Here is an 18,832-nt window from a genome sequence, read left to right as displayed (position 1 = left end):
GTTTTTGTTTCACACTCTTAGTTTTCATTCGTCAAAATACATGTTGACGCTTGAGGAACTAAATTTATTTCTACCCTTCGGTTTTTTGCACGATTTTCTGGAGTATCGTTATCCACTAAAGGTTTTTTTGCACCATACCCTTGGATGGCGAAACAGGTTTCTGGTATGTCACTCGCTTTTAATATCCAATCACGTACTGACATGGCTCGATTAAATGATAGTTGTTGATTTTTGGTTTCATCGCCAACTGAGTCGGTATGACCCGTAATGATCATTAACCAACCTGTACCAGGATTTGCATTAATCTGTTTTTGTATTTCCATTAATGCGTTAATTAACACTTTTTCTGAACCAGATTTTAAACTTGCTTGTCCGCTTTCAAATAACGCTAAGCTATCTAGACGAATTGGCGGAGGTGGCTCTTTAACAATAACCTGCGTTTTTTCAACAATTACTTTTTCAGGTTCTGGTGGTTTTGCTACATAGTCACTCATGGCTACATTGAGCGGTTCAACTAGCTGTAATCCACGATATAACCCCATTCCTAAACGAATAGGTTCACCTTTAGCATAGTATTCATTTAGCATGGTTTTATCATTTCGTAGTACTTCAAGTGCCTCTTTTTTCTCATCATAATTGCCCATTGGGACTAAATAGTAATGATGAATATCATTTTGAATTCTATCGATTAATTTGATGTTATTCCAATATGACGCCCCCATACTTCCCATTAAAAATAATGATGTGATAATAACTAAACCACAGATCATTGAGCTAATAGGCGAAAATGGATATGCAATTGGCATAAATTTAACTAATGCATCTGGCGGGGTGACACCGTCTTGTATTTTATGCGTATTTGGTAATGATAAACTTGTCGCATTTTCCCATATTTTTTGCATGAGATTATCGTGAACAATCGATTGGTTGGTAGGATAGATTGCTACACCAGTCGGTACACATTTAGCAATAGGTTGCTTGTCATTAACTAAAGTGGTTAATACTACGTCTTCAATCCAACTTTCTGTTTCACTTAAAAATGGTCGAAGTCTTAATCGTCGTTCACGTTCATCTGTTGGAATTTTGATGTCATTAACCCAATTGGTAATTGGCGACAAATAACGATCTAACAAGTATAATTTTTGATTTAATAATTGAAACCAATATACAGGTAATGGGTTATTTTCATCATAGATTAAGTCGTTCAGTCCAACATGTGTTGAAAGATAAACAGGCATTTGGTATTTAGCTATTCGACAAGTGTCCACCCATGATTGACGAAATGCTTGTAGTTTAGCTACGAATAAGCCCTGTTTGTCTTCTGTTTCTGGTGTTAAGGCAAGGAAAATACCTACACGACCAAGCATATCAGGCCATTTCGCCACTAATGAATCGTAAACTATCGGTAGATGTGAAAATTCATCAACGTAGATCCAAACTGCTTCAGACGAAACTAATACATTAGATTCGGCAAGCGATAAATCATCAGGAAAAAAATCTTTAGCCGCGCTACCCGTAACCATGAGTATTGGTAAACGATAACGCTGTCTTGCCGGTAATAAATCAAGTTTTTGAGTTAAAAATTGGATATTTGCTGTTGATGATGCTAGCACTCGTCGATAACGTCGCATTTGCCAAAGAAAACCTCCGGCAATAGCAAAGACGAGAATCGATCCAAGTATTTTCCAGCCAATTGTTATTGGTAGGAAAACAAACAATAATAATAAACTCAATACGACTGCATATATAATTTGAATGCGCTTAGGGTAATCGCTCATAATAAACCTTTTTAACCAACAAGTTGCTTAACCAAGTTGTCTAGTTGATTATCCAATAAAAAGTAAAGCCCAATAACGACAATAACCGATACGACAGTACAAGCTAGTAGAATGGTTTTTCTAAACTGATAACGATATGTTTTGGTCTGTTCAATGATTGGATATGATTGTTCTGGCTCATATTCTCGTAGAGCTTCACGTAGCGCGAGTATCAGGTGCTCTCGTTCCATTTGAGGTCTATCAAGATAACAGCCTTGGAAACCAAGTCCTAATACTCGGTCAAAACAAGCTAAAACAATTCCTTCTTTTTTATCAGCTTTTAAGCGAGAACGAATTTTATCGAATAGATCATCACCCGCGCTGTGCGTGTTAAAATAGATAACTTGTAATGGCGAACCTAACCATTCATCATAGTCTTGATTTTTCGGATTATCTCGATGACAAAGTAATACAGTTTCATCTAATAAAGCACATAAAGCATAACTGATATCATCAATTACATCTTGGCTATACTGCGCTTGATGTAATTTTTCTCGTACGGTTATAACTTGTTGTTTACAAATTTCGTACAATTTATGTCCTGATGGAATATCAGCTTTAGCTTTTAACTGCACTACAACTAAGATGGAATCTCGTAATAATTCATCAATAACAATTGGTTTTGATTCTATACTCATAATTTGATCCTATGACCGCAATACGGCAAACAATTCCAAAGAAATATCAGGCATTGCACGTGGTACATAAAATTCACAACAGCGTGTAAGCAACATATTTTTTGCCGCTTCATGTGAAAGATCTAGTGCAAAATATTGATTATCCAAACGTACCGGTATAGCTGCCGGAACATGGCTCAATGCTTTAATTGGAATACCAGATAACGCAGAATGAATGATTTGTCTAACATCATCAGGTGCACCTGCTTTACATAAGATTGGGAACCGCGATTGTAATTGATGACCAGGCATACTTGAACGAACAGAAAGATAGAAATCAGCATCTTCAACAAGACGTGAGTCATTTAATCGTCCTGTCCATAGTGTGTCTTTGTCATGAACCAATTCAATTTTAATTACTCGAGAAGGTAAGCTTTCTTCCAGTAAGTTGCGTACTAATCCAAATAATGGAGGGAAAACTTCATTAAGATTATTATGTTGATAAGCTGGAATACCATCTACATTATTTAAAAGCGAGAAAGTTAATAATGCACCGGTTAGTGCTATTAATGTTTGATAAAGCTTTTCAGGATGAATCGTTGGATTATCACGCAAAAATTTGAGTTGAGGCTCATAAGTATTTAATGCATTTAACAACCAAAATAATGACACATCAGCGGTGGCAAATTCTGCCATTTGTTGATTTCGCTCATGACGCATTCCTGTTAAATGTTGCCGTTTGGCTTGCATTTGAACACATAATAATTCAAGTTCTTTAACTAATGTTCCACTTTGTGTATGCAGGTTTAACATTGGTGGAAGATATTCTTGATCCAGTACAAATCGCCCGTTAAGATCTCGTTTTAATCGTGCTATAGGACAGGTTAGATAATCACTTTGATTTTCAAAATCAAATAAGAATGTTAACGCATAATGCTCTACAGATATAGTTTCGACATTTTGCCCCAATAAATCGGTAACTTCTACCCAATCTTGTCTATAACGCAGTGGGCGTTCAAGACGTTGATTTTCTTGTAAACAGTTACCCCCGTTGGCTTGTAGTAACGGTATACCAATAAAAACGGTTACTTCTTCAAGCTCGACCGGTATATCGGTATTTAATATTCTTGCTTCCGGTAGTTTATCTGCTATATCCGTATTGATGACAACACCATCAGAAAATCGGATACTTATTGATTCTGCTTGTAATCGATCGAAGGTTAGTGCCTGCAAATCAATAGATAGGTTTTCAATTCCCCATGGGTTAGCCACCGCTAGAGTGGCTAATTTTTGTGAAGTGAATTGATCCCACAACGCTTGTTGTTGAAATTGTTGAGGCGTCAGAAAGACGCCTTCATTCCATAAAGGACGAAATATTTTCATGTGTCCTAACACTCCTTAATAGATATTAATGAAATCAAGTAAAAGCTAATACTTATGATTTAGCTTTTGGCATCTGTGATACCATTGATAAATTAATATCCATTCCTTCGATTTGGAAATGAGGAATTAAGAATGTTTTAACACGGAAGAATCCTGGATTATCTTCAATATCTTCAACAATGACTTTTGCTTCTCTTAATGGGTGAGCCGCTTGAACTTCATCACTTGGATCAGTCATTTCAGTGACAAGGTTGCTTATCCATTTATTTAATTCAAGTTCTAACATACGGCGGTCTTTAGTTGCACCGATATTTTCACGTTGAATAACTTTTAAGTAATGAGCAATTCGTGACAATAAGAAGATATAAGGTAAACGAGCATTAATACGGCTGTTTGCTGTTGCTTCTTTTGTATCATAAAGTGCTGGTTTTTGCGTTGAGTTCGCAGAGAAGAAACATGCATAATCTCTATTTTTATAGAAAGATAATGGGATGAATCCTAAATTAGCAAATTCAAATTCGCGTGTTTCAGGGATAAGCACTTCGGTAGGAATTTTTACTTGATTACCAGTACCTAAATCATAAAGGTGAATTGGTAAATCTTCAACTAGTCCACCTGCTTGCGGTCCACGAATTTGTACACACCAACCATTACGAATAAAGCTTTGAGTCATGTTTGCTGCAAACGCATAGGATGCATTAGTCCATAAATAACGGTTGTGATCAAGTCCTTTTACATCTTCAACATAATTGAAGCTACGTACCGGTATTGTATCTGGTCCATATGGCAGACGAGCAAGTACTCTTGGTAAAGTCAAGCCGATGTAGCGTGAATCATCAGTTTCACGGAAGCTGTTCCATTTAGTGTATTCTGCACGGTCGAAATAGTTGCCAATATCTTTAATTGCGGCAACTTCTTCCATGGTTTCTTTACCAAAGAATTTTGGACCAACAGAGCTTACAAATGGCATATGTGCAGCAGCTGCAACTTTAGAAATATTACGTAACAATGAGATGTCTTGTGAACTACGATCAAACTCATAATTTGAAATTGTTACACCAATTGGTTCGCCACCCGGTGTGTCATATTCTTGAATATAGGTATGACGATAGAAACCTGTTTGGATAATTTCTGGCGCATCTTCGAAATCTTGGCGAAGATCTTCTTTTGAAACATCTAAAAGTTCAATTTTGACATTACGACGGAAATCAGTACGGTCAACTAAGAATTTTAAACCACGCCATGTTCCTTCGATTTCTTGGAACGTTTCGTGATGCATAATAGCATCAAGTTGACGACTTAATTTTTGGTCTATTTGACTGATGTGATAATCTAATAGGTGTTTATCTAATTTTTCAATCTTTTGCGATGAACTTTGAATCAATTTTAATAAAATATTGATTGCCATTGTGACACGTTCATCTTGTGAAGCTTCAAATAATACTTCGTTATCTTCAAATTTATCAATTTCACCCGCTTTTTTGATTGGACTTAGATTGATTTTATCGAATAAAGATTGGTAAACACTACCATTCTCTTCTACTACGGTTGCTTTACTAGCATTGCTTTGTTTTTGTACGTTCATTACTTTTATCTCTTAATTTTTATCAAACTTTATATTTTGCTGTGCAAATTGAGTTTTGATTGATTAAAATTTTATTTTTTACTTTCAGATACAATTGATTCTAATTCAGCACGGAGCTCATCAGAGAGTTGTTGATCTTTCACTATTTTTTCAAGTTCATAGCGGAAAGTAGCGTTATCTAATAGATTTGATTTCAAATCTCTTAATAGATTGCGCATTGCAAGTAAAGAACGTAGTTGTGGGATTTTTTTAGCGACTTGTTCTGGTGAAAAATCTTTCATAGATTCAAACACCAAATCAACACTGATGTCACTACCATCATCTGCAAGTGTATTAGGTACACTTATTTTAGCTTCTGGTCTAAAATCGTTTAACACTGCATCGAAATTATTTTTATTAATCGATACTTTTTCTTTTTCAGAAAGTGAACGTTTGTCTTTTCCACGACCATAATCGCCAATTGACAATATTTTAAGTGGTAGTTCAACTTTCTTTGAGGCTCCGCCAGTGTGTAAATCTAAACTGATATTTACGCGGGCAGCTGGGACTTCATTTTGATAACTGTTTGACATAATTTCTCCTAAATTTCCATTCCCTTTAAAGGCTAAAATAAATAATTACCCTTAAGTTGTGAATAAATTACACGATTTACGAATTAATTACAATCTTAACGCTTAAATTAATTAATTTTTTCATAAAGAAATTTTTTTAAAATTTGCTTATTTTTCTAGCAAAATAAAGGGTTTTTATGATGTCACAGATATGAACTGATGGATTGTTTTTTAATCATTTTTAAATAAATTTTATTAAATTTAATGCTAACTCAACTTTTAAAATGTTTTTTAAATTTTTTTAACTATAGTTAACTCAATAAATCAATTATTAAAATGGCTATTATTCTAATAGATAAGGTTATCTCCTTTTTCAATAAATATTTATTTAAAATACGTTATCTAATAATTTAAAAATTGACTAAATTTATTTGACTTTAGCGACTTAAATGATAATAATTCTCATTAACATTTAAAGTGTATTTATTTTTATCACTTTATTAGATAGTTAAAGGAAGCTATTATGAAAAGGATTTCTTTTTAGCTTTCACGTTTTCCTTGATTTCTCGGTATCTTGAAGATGATTGAGTATATTATTAAATAGGAGTTGCTAATGAAATTCAATTCTATCAAAAGTCGTAAAACTTTATTAAATTTGATTTTTACATCATTAATTATTCTTACTGGCGTGGCTAATTCTGCAATCGCTGAAGAAAAAAAATTTAAAGTTGTTACGACATTTACCGTGATTCAAGATATCGCACAAAATATTGCGGGCGATGCAGCGATAGTTGAGTCAATCACTAAAGTTGGTGCCGAGATTCATGAATATGATCCAACCCCTCAAGATATTACCAAAGCACTTTCTGCCGATTTAGTATTATGGAATGGACTTAATTTAGAACTTTGGTTTAAGCGTTTTTTTGAAGATATTAAAGATGTTCCTTCGGTTACGGTAACAGAAGGAATTGACCCTATGCCGATTCAGGAAGGAAGTTATAAAGGTAATCCTAATCCACATGCTTGGATGTCTCCGACACTTGCTTTAACTTATATTGAAAATATTCGTGCAGCTTTTGTTAAATATGATCCGAAACATGCCGATATTTACAATAAGAATGCTGCCGATTATGTTGCTAAGATTAAAGCTCTTGATGCGCCTTTAAGAGAACGCCTAGCCAAAATTCCAGAATCTCAGCGTTGGTTAGTCACCAGTGAAGGGGCTTTTAGTTATTTGGCAAGAGATTATAATCTTAAAGAAGCGTATTTGTGGCCGATTAATGCTGAGCAGCAAGGCACACCTAAACAAGTTAAAAATCTGATTGATACGGTCCGTAAAAATAATATTCCGGTTGTTTTTAGTGAAAGTACGATTTCGGATAAACCGGCTAAGCAGGTAAGTAAAGAGACAGGTGCTAAGTATGGAGGTGTGTTATATGTTGATTCACTTTCAACTAAAGATGGCCCAGTACCAACCTATATCGATTTATTAAAAGTGACTGTTGAAACAATAGCTAAGGGGTTTGAAAACTGATGACTCAAATTTGCCTAAACGTTGATGATATTACTGTGACTTATAATAATGGTCACACTGCTATTCATGATGCAAGTTTTAGCTTACATGGTGGCACTATATGTGCACTGGTTGGCGTTAATGGTAGTGGTAAATCTACACTGTTTAAAAGCATTATGGGGATGATACGACCAACTAAGGGACAAGTGACTTTTAATAATACGCCTGTAAAACAAGCATTAAAACAAAATATTATTGCTTATGTACCCCAAACGGAAGATGTTGATTGGGATTTTCCTGTGTTAGTGTCTGACGTAGTAATGATGGGACGTTATGGACATATGTCTTTTTTACGTATTCCAAGTAAAGAGGATAAAAGACAAGTTGATATTGCCCTAAAGCGTGTAGATATGCTCGAATTTAAACATCGACAAATTGGCGAGCTTTCTGGCGGTCAAAAAAAACGTGTATTTTTAGCCAGAGCGTTAGCTCAACAAGGTAAAGTACTTTTATTAGATGAGCCTTTTACTGGGGTTGATGTTAAAACAGAAAATGCCATTATTGAACTTTTGAAGGATCTTCGTGATGAGGGGCATTTAATTTTAGTTTCTACCCATAATTTAGGTAGTGTGCCTGAATTTTGTGATCAAGTTGTTTTGATTAATCAAACTGTTCTTGCTTTTGGATCAACCCAATCCACGTTTACCCCTCAAAATTTAATGACTACTTTTGGCGGTGCTTTGCGTTATTTAAGTCTTTCGGGTGAAAAGTTACATGAAGATGAAGATCCTCGCAAGGTATCTATTTTAACCGATGATGAACGTGCAGCAATATTTTATGGTGAAGGTAAAGATGATTCCCCTCATCAAGATTTACTTGTTGAACATCATGATCATGAACCAAAAGGACAGCAATAAATGGAACTCCTTCTTGAACCATTTAGTTATGACTTTATGCTAAAAGCCATCTGGGTAAGTAGCATTGTCGGCGCAGCTTGTGCTTTTTTATCTGCCTTTTTAATGTTAAAGGGCTGGTCATTAATGGGCGATGCTTTATCTCATTCAGTGGTCCCTGGTGTTGCCGGAGCTTATGCACTGGGTTTACCTTATTCGGTAGGCGCTTTTTTTACGGGATTATTGGCAGCACTTTCTATTACCATGGTAAGAGCAATGACCCGATTAAAAGAAGATGCCATTATTGGTTTTATTTTTTCTACTTTTTTTGCGATTGGTTTATTAATTCTTTCATTAAATCCGACTTCTATTAATGCCCAGACAATTATTTTTGGTAATATTTTAGGTATTGATGATAGTGATATGTGGCAAGTGCAGATTATCATATTGGTTTCGGTTGTACTTTTATTACTATTCTGGAAGGATTTATTAGTTGTATTTTTTGATGAAATTCATGCCAGATCAATCGGTTTAAGACCTTTACCTTTAAAAATCCTTTTTTTTACTATTTTAAGTGCTTGCACAGTTGCAGCTTTACAAACGGTTGGGGCAATTTTAGTTATTGCAATGGTTGTCACGCCCGGTGCAACCGCTTATTTGCTGACTAATCGATTTTCACATTTATTGATTATTTCGGTAATAATTGGTGCACTAACCAGTGCTATTGGAGCGTGGTTTAGTTATTTTTTAAATGGTGAAACAGGTGGCGTTATTGTTACATTGCAAACGTTAGTTTTTATTTTTGCTTTTTTATTTGCGCCTAAACAAGGATTAATTTCTAATCGCCGCAAAATTAGACAACTTCGCTTAAGTAAAGGGGATTAAGTATGACTGATATAGGGTATTTTATTTTTCATCCTTTTACAATTCCTCTTATGCAAAGAGCCATTTTAGCCGCGCTTGCAACCGGTATAGTTTGTGCCCTACTATCGTGCTTTTTAGTTTTGAAAGGGTGGTCATTGATGGGCGATGCTATATCACATGCAGTATTACCCGGTATTGTACTTGCCTTCTTAGCCGGAATTCCCATTATTATCGGGGCTTTTGTGTCAGGTTTATTTTGCTCAGTCGCTACCGGTTATATAAAAGAAAACAGCCGAATTAAAGAAGATACCGTCATGGGAATTGTGTTTTCCGGTATGTTTGCATTCGGTTTAGTGTTATTTTCTAAAGTTGATACGTCGCAACATTTGAACCATATCTTATTTGGTAGTGTACTTGGTACAAGTTATGCAGAATTAATACAGATTATTTTTATTGCTGCTGTCGTGTCTATTATTGTTATCATTAAGCGTCGTGATCTCATGCTTTATTGTTTTGATCCTGTTCAAGCAAGAGTGGTTGGATTACCCGTTCGATTATTACATTATGGATTACTGAGTATTCTAGCTTTAACTATTGTAGGATCGCTAAAAGCAGCTGGGGTTATATTGGTCATTGCTATGTTGATTGCACCAGGTATTACTGCTTTTTTAATCAGTAAACGATTTGAAAGAATGTTAGTTATTGCGGTGTTAATTTCTGTCTTTTCAACCGTTATGGGAACATTGATCAGTTATCATTTAGATGCTTCTACCAGTGCATGCATTGTGATTCTACAAGCTACTGTTTTTGTTTTTACACAAAGTTATGCCTATATTAAAAGCCGTCAAAATTAACCATTAATAAAATTGCGTAAATGTGACTTGTTAGTCGTCATGACATTTACGCAATTTTCGCTTAGGAATTTTTTAACTATTCATCATCCATATATTTGCTGGAATCAGCATAATTATCAAAGCGTGAAAATTGACCTTGGAATTTTAATCTTACTTTACCTATTGGACCATTACGCTGTTTACCTAAAATAATTTCGGCAATTCCTTTGTGTTCAGAGGCTTCGTTATACACTTCATCACGATAAATAAACATGATTACATCGGCATCTTGTTCAATCGATCCGGATTCACGTAAATCCGAATTCACTGGTCTTTTATCTGCCCGTTGTTCAAGACTACGATTTAACTGTGATAGTGCAACAACCGGAATTTGTAATTCTTTTGCTAATGCTTTTAATGATCGTGATATTTCAGCAATTTCCAACGTTCGATTTTCAGACATATTCGGTACACGCATCAGCTGTAGATAATCGACCATGATCATACTTAACCCTTTATGTTCCCGATAAATACGTCTGGCACGTGAACGTAATTCCATTGGCGTTAATCCGGAAGAGTCATCGATATAAATATTTTTCTTTTCAAGCAAAATACCCATGGTACTTGAAATACGAGCCCAATCATCATCTTGTAATTGACCAGTACGAATACGTGTTTGGTCTACTCGAGAAAGTGAAGCGAGCATACGCATCATAATTTGTTCTGAAGGCATTTCTAAACTGAATATTAATACCGGTTTTTCTTGCATCATTGCTGCATTTTCACACAAATTCATGGCGAAAGTTGTTTTTCCCATAGAAGGACGTGCGGCAATAATGATTAAATCTGAACGTTGCAAGCCAGCCGTCTTTTTGTCTAAATCAAGAAAACCTGTAGAAACACCAGTCACACCATCATGTGGGCGCTGGAACAGTTCTTCGATTTTAGCAACCGTCGCTTCCAGCACTTCAGTTATGCTTTTTGGCCCCTCTCCTTGCTTGGTACGGCTTTCAGCAATTTGAAAGATTTTACTTTCAGCTAAATCCAATATTTCACTACTGTCTCGCCCTTCTGTCGCATAACAGTTATCTGCAATCTCATTTGATGCGCTGATAAGTTCACGTAATATAGCTTGTTGCCGAATAATATCACTATATGCCACAACATTGATGGCGCTCGGGGTGTTTTTTGATAATTCAGCTAAATAAGCAAATCCCCCCACGTCAGCAAGCAAATCCTTACTTTCTAAACTTTCTGAAAGCGTAATTAAATCTATTGGTGTTCCTTTACCCACTAAAATATGCATTTCAGCGAAGATAAGTTGATGATGACGTGAATAAAAATCCCGTTCGGTTATCATTTCAGCAACGACATCCCAACGCTGATTATCCAGCATTAAACTACCGAGAACAGCTTGCTCTGCCTCTATGGAATGGGGAGGCAACTTTAAGCTATGTAGTTTTGCGTTTTTCGCATTTTGATTATTACCGTCTTTATTGGTAATGATTTCATCAGTATTCATTAGATTCATCTTTTTTAATTTGATTCATATTTAAGCTTATCATTTAGCTAGCTCAAAAATAAGGGGCCTAATGCAAGATTGGGTATTTGATATTCTAGTGGATAATCCACCTGAACTAAATACAAACCTTCCGGTTTTGCTGTTGCTGCCGCCCGTGTTCTATCTTTAGCTTTCAATAAATCATCAATCCATTGCGGCTTTTGATTTTCAGCGCCAACTTCTAGCAAACTGCCGACGATATTCCTTACCATATGATGTACGAACGCATTCGCTTTTATATCCACAATCACATAGTCACCCTGTCTGGTTACACTAATTTGATGAATGTTTCGCCAAGGCGTTAACGACTGACATTGTGCAGCTCTAAATGATGAAAAGTCGTTTTCTCCTAACAGATATTGTGCAGCTTCATGCATGAGCTTTTCATTAAGGGGTAAATAGTAATGCGTAACCCCTTTTGATAAAATTGCAGGACGGTAACGGTGATTATAAATCACATAACGATAACGTCGAGCAGTTGCGCTAAATCTTGCATGAAAACTTTCCGCAACAGGTTGAGACCACCGCACCGCAATATTTGATGGTAAGTGGGAATTGACCCCCATTGTCCAAGCACTGTAAGATCGTTGTGCTTTTGTTTCAAAGTGAATAACTTGTCCTGTTGCATGGACCCCCGCATCCGTTCGACCTGCACAAAAAACCGTAATAGGCTCATCGGCGATAACCGATAAAGCAGACTCTAATCTTTCTTGGACTGAATCAACGGATTGTTGGCGTTGCCAACCAAAATATCCACTGCCATCATATTCAATACCCAGTGCAATTTTAGAGGTAGTCATTAATCAGCATCTCAAGCGTCTGGATGAGCATTATTCCACCTAAATAGCGAATATTATCAGCAACCGACCAAAATTGGATTTGTTCATAATGACCAAAACTATGCCTTAAATTGGATAATTTAATCGTCAAATTAGATTCTGATTCGGCATTAACTTCAGTAACAGGAGTTGAAAGCGTATCCCCTTGTAATTCAACACCATATTCGCTAAAACGTGCCATATCTAATTCAATCGGTAAACTGCTAGAAACATTTACCGCTTGAGCAAGTCCATAAAATACCGGAACAATAACAGATTCAATCGATATTGGTAGCTGATAATTATTGATAACTTTACGAATCTGATTTATCAGTGATTTTTCACCGTATGATGAATTATCAGATTCATGTGAAATAGGCAACAGATTGAAAGCAAGCTGTTTGTCGAATAAGTCATTATCAACAGGCATACCATTTAATAATCGAGCACTTTGACCAGCCAGTTCTTCAACGCCTGGTTTGCCATACATTGAAGAGGGAATGAAACTTGTTACATGCAAATTAGTGAGTAACTCGATATCCGTTAAAGGTGCAACACAGCGAAGTAATTGAGAAACGGGGGCACTGGCTACCGCAATAATGTTTTCGTTACGGTATTCAGCTAAAACATGATTGTTCACTTGTGGCACAATCAGTGGAATATGATCTTGATCAGCAAAGTAGCCACTTGCATCAATCACAATGCATCCTGCTTGTGCTGCTTGTTGAGCATATTTTTCACTGGTTTTCGCACCCGCGACAAAAAAAGCAAAATGGCATTGACTAAAGTCCATTTGAGCACTATCAATAACCGTTAAATTTTTACCTGCAAATCGAATAATCTCGCCAGCACTGTTATCACTGCCGACTAGGTAGAGATTATCAATTTCAATACTATGATTTTTTTGAGTATACTCTTGCAGTAACTCAATGAGCGCAGAACCTACTTGTCCTGTCGCACCAACAATGGCAATATTCCATGCTGACATATATAAACCCAATCAATAAAATTTATCGAAGATTATAACATTATATTTGTGAGGATAGCTGAAAAAAAAGAGCTATTAATTTTGGAAGCGAGATCGACAAATTCATTTTTTATCCGTTACACATTATAAAATTATGATTAAAGTGATGCACCATGTTACACGTTAAAATCTTATTTTATGAATAAAGTTACTTTAGCTGTGATTGCCCAAAAGGCAAATTTATCAATTGCGTCCGTGTCAAGAGTATTAAACACGCCCAATTTAACTTCTGCATTAACACAATCACGTGTTTATAAAGCAATTGAGGAGTTGGGGATTGATACACCCTTTAATACTAAACCCTATCATGTAGAGTGTGAAACGCAAAAAATTTTAATTATTGATAATCAATTATTCTCGCAAAGCTTAATCAATATTGGTTTAGAAAGTGGTTTAAAAGAAGCGGGATACCAATTTTTTTATTTACGCTTCGCCTATTCCAGCCCAAATGATATTCATCATTTAATTCGATATGCAACCCAAAACATTTTTGATGGTATCGTGATCATTAATGATGCTCCCTATTTAGATATCCTCAAAAACTACAAATCCACCTTACCACCTATTATTTTAGTTAACCATTTTTCGCTTGATTTTAATTGCGTTTATTTCGATCACTTGACCATAGCCTATAATATTACTCAATATTTAGTGCATCAAATACATAAAAAAATCGCAGTTATCATCAATGACAGTCATAAAAAGAGTTCAACTCTTTTTTTACAAGGTTATCAGCAAGCCCTTCTGAGGTCTAACATTAAGTTTGATCCTAATTACCTAATTCATCATTGCTTTAGTTATGAGCAAGGGCGATCGGCTATCAAAAAATTAATAGAAAGTAACAAACCACCCACTGCGATTATTTGCTCGGATAATATTCATTTAAATTATTTGGATGAACAATATTATGATCAAAAAAATTCTCAACACCCTTTTGCTGCGGTACTGGGAATATTGCATCAAGTGAATCAAAGCAAGGAGCAGCTAACGACCCCTATCGCTATTACTTATATTAATCATTCAAAAGATCGTCAATATAATGAATTAGATCAGCTTAGCCGAATTTATAAACCTTTAGCTAAAATGGGAAGAAAATCAGCCCGTTTACTTTGTGACATACTCAAACAAAAAACTGCATCAACTTTGCAATACCACCTTGTTGAAACAGAATCCCTATTTATTAACTAGTCTATAATTAAACATCGTCGCTATTATTAATAGTAGCAGAACGTTTATTTCTGTTGGATTCTGTTTTATGACTATGATGATATCAATCGTTTTGGTGAGAGTTTATTTTTTATCTGAACGCCCGCCCCGATAAATGTTTGATCTTGATAAATCCTGACTAACGTTTCTTGAGGTGAAGTTATCTCATCCTTAATGACCGTATCTATTTCTATCGTTCGACCTAATAAAATATGCTTACCTTGTTGTTCAGTGAGTGTGACCTTTGGGTACGCATTCATTGGGCTATCTACTGGCATTAACAAAGTATCTTTATCAGCTAAATTGTGTAGTGCATCTAAAGTTACCATTTGTTGAATGGGATAATTAGAAACTTGCAGACGTCTTAAATAAATGACATGTGCACCACAACCCAGTAATTCTCCTAAATCATCAATAATCGTTCGAATATACGTTCCCTTAGAGCAATGTATTTCTAAAGTTAATTCATGAGTATTGGCATCAAATTGGATAAATTGATTTTCGTAAACGGTAATGGGTCTTGCTTCTCGTTCAATGACAATGCCTTGCCGAGCATATTCATAAAGTGGTTTACCTTGGTGCTTTAATGCCGAAAACATGGTTGGCACTTGTAAAATATCCCCACGAAAATGCGTTAACGCTTCATCAATTTGTGATTGAGTAATATTGACAGGTTTAGAACAGATGATTTGACCGTCTGCATCTGACGTATCTGTTCGTTCACCTAGTTTAGCAATAACTTGATATCGTTTATCAGAATCTAACAAATATTGAGAAAATTTGGTCGCTTCACCAAAACAGATGGGTAACATGCCTGTCGCTAAAGGATCGAGCGCACCTGTATGCCCTGCTTTTTTAGCGTTAAAGAGTCTTTTGACTTTTTGCAAAGCATCATTCGAGGTCATGCCTTGCGGCTTATCTAATAACAAAACGCCGTGAAGTTCACGGCGAATTTTTTTAATATTCATTGTTAATTTCTTTATCTTAAAAAATAAAACCAACTAGATTTAGTTTAAAATCATGGCATTTTTTATGTTAATCTTTATGACGTTCGTTATCCTGTTTGATAACATCAGAGACTAAACTAGACATTTGCATACCTTTAACCAATGATTCATCATAAAAGAATTTGATTTCAGGAATAATGCGTAAACGCATTGCTTTGCCTATTAAAGTTCGAATATATCCTTTCGCATCATTGAGTACGGTTAGACCTTGTTCAATAACTTGCGGATCATCATCATTTAAAAAAGTTACAAATACTTTCGCGTAGGAAAGGTCGCGTGAGATATCAACACCCGAAACAGTAACCATGCCTAGACGTGGATCTTTGATTTCGCGTTGTAGTATGATTGCAATCTCTTTTTGCAATTCATGTCCAACACGAGAAGAGCGATTAAATGCTTTTGCCATATCTATTTTCCTTAAAATATGAATAAGCAAGGCATAAACCTTGCTTATAACATGGTAATGTCATCGTTATTAAATTGTACGCTTGATTTCGATAGTTTCAAAGACTTCGATTGAATCCCCAACACGAACATCATTATAGTTACGTACACCAATACCACATTCCATTCCGTTACGAACTTCATTAACGTCATCTTTAAAGCGACGTAGTGATTCAAGTTCGCCTTCATAAATAACCACGTTATCACGTAAAACACGGATTGGATTATGACGTTTAACCACACCTTCAGTAACCATACAACCAGCGATTGCACCAAATTTAGGTGATTTAAACACATCACGGACTTCGGCAAGACCAATAATTTCTTGTTTGTACTCTGGAGCTAACATACCACTCATGGCTTGTTTCACTTCATCAATCAGATCATAAATAACTGAATAGTAGCGAAGGTCTAAATTTTCTGTTTCAATCACTTTACGAGCTGAAGCATCGGCACGTACGTTAAAGCCTAAAATTATGGCATTAGAAGCCGCAGCAAGCGATGCGTCCGTTTCGGTAATTCCACCAACACCCGAACCAATAATTTTAACTTTAACTTCATCAGTTGAGAGTTTAAGTAGTGAGTCAGAAATTGCTTCAACCGAACCTTGAACGTCGGCTTTTAGCACGATATTAAGTTCAGATACATCACCTTCAGTCATGTTAGTAAACATGTTTTCGAGTTTCGCTTTTTGTTGTCGAGCAAGTTTAACGTCACGGAATTTTCCTTGACGATATAATGCCACTTCACGTGCTTTCTTTTCATCACGTACAACTGTTGCTTCATCACCAGCAGAAGGTACGCCCGATAGACCTAAAATCTCAACAGGAATTGATGGACCTGCTTCAGTCACTTCTTTACCTAATTCGTTGCGCATTGCACGAATACGACCATATTCAAACCCACATAGAACGATATCGCCTTTACGTAATGTTCCTGATTGAACAAGTACTGTAGCAACAGAACCACGACCTTTATCAAGGAATGATTCAATAACCACACCACTAGCCATACCGGTTTCGTAAGCTGTGAGTTCAAGCACTTCCGCTTGTAACAAAATGGCTTCAAGCAGTTGATCTATACCTGTTCCTGCTTTAGCTGATACATGAACAAATTGTGTGTCTCCACCCCAATCTTCTGACATGACACCATATTGTGCAAGTTCACCTTTTACACGTTCTGGATCGGCTTCGGGTTTATCGATTTTGTTTACGGCAACAACCATAGGTACATTTGCAGCTTTAGCATGTTGGATTGCTTCGATAGTTTGAGGCATGACGCCATCATCAGCTGCCACGACAAGAACAACAATATCAGTTGCTCTTGCACCACGAGCACGCATTGAAGTAAATGCCGCATGTCCCGGTGTATCTAAGAAAGTGATCTCACCATTTGCTGTTTTAACATGATAAGCACCGATATGCTGAGTAATACCACCTGCTTCGCCTGAGGCAACTTTTGCTTTACGAATATAGTCAAGCAATGAAGTTTTACCATGGTCTACATGTCCCATAATGGTCACAACCGGAGCCCGTGACACTTTTTCCGCACCCGTATCACGATCACTCATTAAAGATTCTTCTAGTTCGTTTTCACGACGAAGAACGACTTTGTGTCCCATTTCTTCAGCAACTAGCTGAGCTGTTTCCTGATCGATAACCTGATTAATGGTTGCCATTGCTCCCATTTTCATCATCGTTTTGATAACTTCTGAACCTTTTACTGCCATTTTGTTAGCGAGTTCAGCAACGGTAATCGTTTCACCAATAACTACATCTCGGTTAACCGCTTGTACAGGTTTATTAAAACTTTGTTGTAAGGTACTTTTACCTTTCTTTTTATTATTACCACGAGTAACAGCACGGGCTTCTTCACGTTCTGCTTTACCTTCAGATAATTTGCTGCCTTTTTTCTGTTTGGTCTGTTTTGCATTACGACCTCGACCACGTGCGCTTTCAACTTCACGGTCGGTATCGTCTTCTGCTGCGCGTGCAAATTTAGACGTAGTAACATGATAATCTTCTTCATCACCATTGTTGTCATTGTCATTATCATCAGCATCACTATATTGTTCTGCTAATTTTCGCGCTTCTTCAGCCATGCGTTTAGCTTCGGCTTCTAGTTTGCGACGATTTTCTTCTTCAGCTTTACGTTTAATTTCGTTAGCTTCGGCTTCAAGACGCGCTTTTTCTTCTTGTGCTTTTTTTACCTTAGGTGTCACTGGTTGTTCTGCTGCTTTTTCAGCTTCTTTCGCTTTTGCTTCTTGTGCACGTTTTTCAGCTTCGGCCTCTTCACGTTTTTTGGCTTCTTGAGCAGCTAATTGTGCTTGCGCTTCAGCTTCTTTACGTGCTTTTAATTCAGCTTCCTGTTTGGCTTTGCGTTCAGCTTCAAGTCGTGCTTTTTCAAGTTCAGCAGGATCTTGCTTAACAATTGTACGTTTTTTGCGTACTTCTATTTTAATTTCTTTGCTTTTGCCACCGCCACTCGATACATTCAAGGTAGAATGTGTTTTACGTTGTAACGTTAATTTTGTTGGGCCTTGCTGAGGATTTAGATGCGCAAGCAAAGCTTCTTTTTCCTTTTGTGTAACAGTATCTGTTGCAGTTTTTTTAATACCTGCATCAGCAAACTGTTGCAAAAGTGTTTGCACTGGAGTATTTATCTCTTGAGCCAGTGTTTCGATTGATACTTTGGTCATGTATTACTATCCCTC

Annotated in this window: 16 protein-coding genes; 5 read left to right on the top strand and 11 right to left on the bottom strand. The window is 36.3% G+C overall.

Annotation, left to right across the window (positions count from 1 at the left end; genetic code table 11):
* Positions 1 to 17 precede the first annotated feature (17 nt).
* The 5 genes from ACGH6P_RS07920 to tssB form a co-directional block, all read right to left on the bottom strand.
* A complete protein-coding gene (locus ACGH6P_RS07920; protein WP_411597200.1) occupies positions 18 to 1,778 on the bottom strand; it encodes an OmpA family protein in 1,761 nt (586 codons plus the stop codon).
* A gap of 11 nt (positions 1,779 to 1,789) precedes the next feature.
* Entirely contained in the window at positions 1,790 to 2,455 is a 666-nt protein-coding gene (gene tssL, locus ACGH6P_RS07915; RefSeq protein WP_267350495.1) for a type VI secretion system protein TssL, short form, read from the bottom strand.
* Positions 2,456 to 2,464: 9 nt separating this feature from the next.
* Positions 2,465 to 3,817: a type VI secretion system baseplate subunit TssK gene (gene tssK / locus ACGH6P_RS07910; RefSeq protein WP_267360657.1), complete on the bottom strand. Its 1,353-nt coding sequence runs from the start codon at positions 3,815 to 3,817 to the stop codon at positions 2,465 to 2,467.
* Between the two features lie 52 nt (positions 3,818 to 3,869).
* Positions 3,870 to 5,402 carry a type VI secretion system contractile sheath large subunit gene (gene tssC, locus ACGH6P_RS07905; protein WP_267350500.1) on the bottom strand — a complete coding sequence of 511 codons (1,533 nt, stop codon included), beginning with the start codon at positions 5,400 to 5,402 and terminating at the stop codon, positions 3,870 to 3,872.
* Positions 5,403 to 5,473: 71 nt separating this feature from the next.
* Positions 5,474 to 5,974: a type VI secretion system contractile sheath small subunit gene (gene tssB / locus ACGH6P_RS07900; RefSeq protein ID WP_065559521.1), complete on the bottom strand. Its 501-nt coding sequence runs from the start codon at positions 5,972 to 5,974 to the stop codon at positions 5,474 to 5,476.
* Between the two features lie 592 nt (positions 5,975 to 6,566).
* On the opposite strand from tssB, the gene ACGH6P_RS07895 reads away from it, so the two are divergent.
* From ACGH6P_RS07895 to ACGH6P_RS07880, 4 genes are read left to right on the top strand one after another with little or no spacing between them, the layout of a single operon-like run.
* Positions 6,567 to 7,487, top strand: coding sequence for a metal ABC transporter substrate-binding protein (locus ACGH6P_RS07895; RefSeq protein WP_267360655.1), 921 nt, complete (start codon positions 6,567 to 6,569; stop codon positions 7,485 to 7,487).
* Complete coding sequence (locus ACGH6P_RS07890; protein WP_411597199.1) at positions 7,487 to 8,383, top strand: manganese/iron ABC transporter ATP-binding protein; 897 nt, start codon at positions 7,487 to 7,489, stop codon at positions 8,381 to 8,383. Before ACGH6P_RS07895 ends, ACGH6P_RS07890 begins: the two co-directional genes overlap by 1 nt.
* Entirely contained in the window at positions 8,384 to 9,244 is an 861-nt protein-coding gene (locus ACGH6P_RS07885; protein ID WP_267350507.1) for a metal ABC transporter permease, read from the top strand.
* Between the two features lie 2 nt (positions 9,245 to 9,246).
* Positions 9,247 to 10,077, top strand: a complete 831-nt coding sequence (locus ACGH6P_RS07880; protein WP_411597198.1) for a metal ABC transporter permease — start codon at positions 9,247 to 9,249, stop codon at positions 10,075 to 10,077.
* A gap of 76 nt (positions 10,078 to 10,153) precedes the next feature.
* On the opposite strand, the gene dnaB is transcribed toward ACGH6P_RS07880, so the two are convergent.
* From dnaB to ACGH6P_RS07865, 3 genes are all read right to left on the bottom strand, one after another.
* Complete coding sequence (gene dnaB / locus ACGH6P_RS07875) at positions 10,154 to 11,563, bottom strand: replicative DNA helicase (protein WP_411597208.1); 1,410 nt, start codon at positions 11,561 to 11,563, stop codon at positions 10,154 to 10,156.
* A 62-nt stretch (positions 11,564 to 11,625) separates the two neighbouring features.
* A complete protein-coding gene (gene truA, locus ACGH6P_RS07870) occupies positions 11,626 to 12,417 on the bottom strand; it encodes a tRNA pseudouridine(38-40) synthase TruA (RefSeq protein ID WP_411597197.1) in 792 nt (263 codons plus the stop codon).
* Positions 12,404 to 13,423 (bottom strand): aspartate-semialdehyde dehydrogenase, encoded by a 1,020-nt coding sequence (locus ACGH6P_RS07865; RefSeq protein ID WP_267350513.1) that lies wholly within the window; start codon positions 13,421 to 13,423, stop codon positions 12,404 to 12,406. The genes truA and ACGH6P_RS07865 overlap by 14 nt, the downstream gene beginning before the upstream one ends.
* A 177-nt stretch (positions 13,424 to 13,600) precedes the next feature.
* Between ACGH6P_RS07865 and ACGH6P_RS07860 the strand changes: the two genes are divergently transcribed.
* A complete protein-coding gene (locus ACGH6P_RS07860; protein ID WP_411597196.1) occupies positions 13,601 to 14,650 on the top strand; it encodes a LacI family DNA-binding transcriptional regulator in 1,050 nt (349 codons plus the stop codon).
* Positions 14,651 to 14,721: 71 nt separating this feature from the next.
* Here the strand turns inward: ACGH6P_RS07860 and truB are convergent, their stop codons facing one another.
* The 3 genes from truB to infB form a co-directional block, all read right to left on the bottom strand.
* Positions 14,722 to 15,636, bottom strand: a complete 915-nt coding sequence (gene truB, locus ACGH6P_RS07855; protein WP_411597195.1) for a tRNA pseudouridine(55) synthase TruB — start codon at positions 15,634 to 15,636, stop codon at positions 14,722 to 14,724.
* A gap of 67 nt (positions 15,637 to 15,703) precedes the next feature.
* Positions 15,704 to 16,081 (bottom strand): 30S ribosome-binding factor RbfA, encoded by a 378-nt coding sequence (rbfA, locus tag ACGH6P_RS07850; protein ID WP_065559531.1) that lies wholly within the window; start codon positions 16,079 to 16,081, stop codon positions 15,704 to 15,706.
* A 69-nt stretch (positions 16,082 to 16,150) separates the two neighbouring features.
* Complete coding sequence (gene infB, locus ACGH6P_RS07845) at positions 16,151 to 18,817, bottom strand: translation initiation factor IF-2 (RefSeq protein ID WP_411589987.1); 2,667 nt, start codon at positions 18,815 to 18,817, stop codon at positions 16,151 to 16,153.
* Positions 18,818 to 18,832 lie beyond the last annotated feature (15 nt).

Source organism: Gilliamella sp. CG25 (genome assembly GCF_046635705.1).
GTDB classification, from domain to species: domain Bacteria; phylum Pseudomonadota; class Gammaproteobacteria; order Enterobacterales; family Orbaceae; genus Gilliamella; species Gilliamella apicola_I.
The sequence above is the reverse complement of the archived record's forward strand: the minus strand, read 5'-3'. Positions and strand labels throughout refer to the sequence as shown.

What these genes read in the sequence shown, in the direction of transcription:
- ACGH6P_RS07890 (WP_411597199.1), top strand. Translation starts at nt 7,487, where the DNA reads ATGACTCAAATTTGCCTAAACGTTGATGATATTACTGTGACTTATAAT.
- ACGH6P_RS07895 (WP_267360655.1), top strand. Translation starts at nt 6,567, where the DNA reads ATGAAATTCAATTCTATCAAAAGTCGTAAAACTTTATTAAATTTGATT.
- ACGH6P_RS07865 (WP_267350513.1), bottom strand. Translation starts at nt 13,423, where the DNA reads ATGTCAGCATGGAATATTGCCATTGTTGGTGCGACAGGACAAGTAGGT.
- tssL (WP_267350495.1), bottom strand. Translation starts at nt 2,455, where the DNA reads ATGAGTATAGAATCAAAACCAATTGTTATTGATGAATTATTACGAGAT.
- ACGH6P_RS07880 (WP_411597198.1), top strand. Translation starts at nt 9,247, where the DNA reads ATGACTGATATAGGGTATTTTATTTTTCATCCTTTTACAATTCCTCTT.
- ACGH6P_RS07885 (WP_267350507.1), top strand. Translation starts at nt 8,384, where the DNA reads ATGGAACTCCTTCTTGAACCATTTAGTTATGACTTTATGCTAAAAGCC.
- tssK (WP_267360657.1), bottom strand. Translation starts at nt 3,817, where the DNA reads ATGAAAATATTTCGTCCTTTATGGAATGAAGGCGTCTTTCTGACGCCT.
- infB (WP_411589987.1), bottom strand. Translation starts at nt 18,817, where the DNA reads ATGACCAAAGTATCAATCGAAACACTGGCTCAAGAGATAAATACTCCA.
- tssB (WP_065559521.1), bottom strand. Translation starts at nt 5,974, where the DNA reads ATGTCAAACAGTTATCAAAATGAAGTCCCAGCTGCCCGCGTAAATATC.
- truB (WP_411597195.1), bottom strand. Translation starts at nt 15,636, where the DNA reads ATGAATATTAAAAAAATTCGCCGTGAACTTCACGGCGTTTTGTTATTA.
- rbfA (WP_065559531.1), bottom strand. Translation starts at nt 16,081, where the DNA reads ATGGCAAAAGCATTTAATCGCTCTTCTCGTGTTGGACATGAATTGCAA.
- tssC (WP_267350500.1), bottom strand. Translation starts at nt 5,402, where the DNA reads ATGAACGTACAAAAACAAAGCAATGCTAGTAAAGCAACCGTAGTAGAA.
- ACGH6P_RS07860 (WP_411597196.1), top strand. Translation starts at nt 13,601, where the DNA reads ATGAATAAAGTTACTTTAGCTGTGATTGCCCAAAAGGCAAATTTATCA.
- ACGH6P_RS07920 (WP_411597200.1), bottom strand. Translation starts at nt 1,778, where the DNA reads ATGAGCGATTACCCTAAGCGCATTCAAATTATATATGCAGTCGTATTG.
- truA (WP_411597197.1), bottom strand. Translation starts at nt 12,417, where the DNA reads ATGACTACCTCTAAAATTGCACTGGGTATTGAATATGATGGCAGTGGA.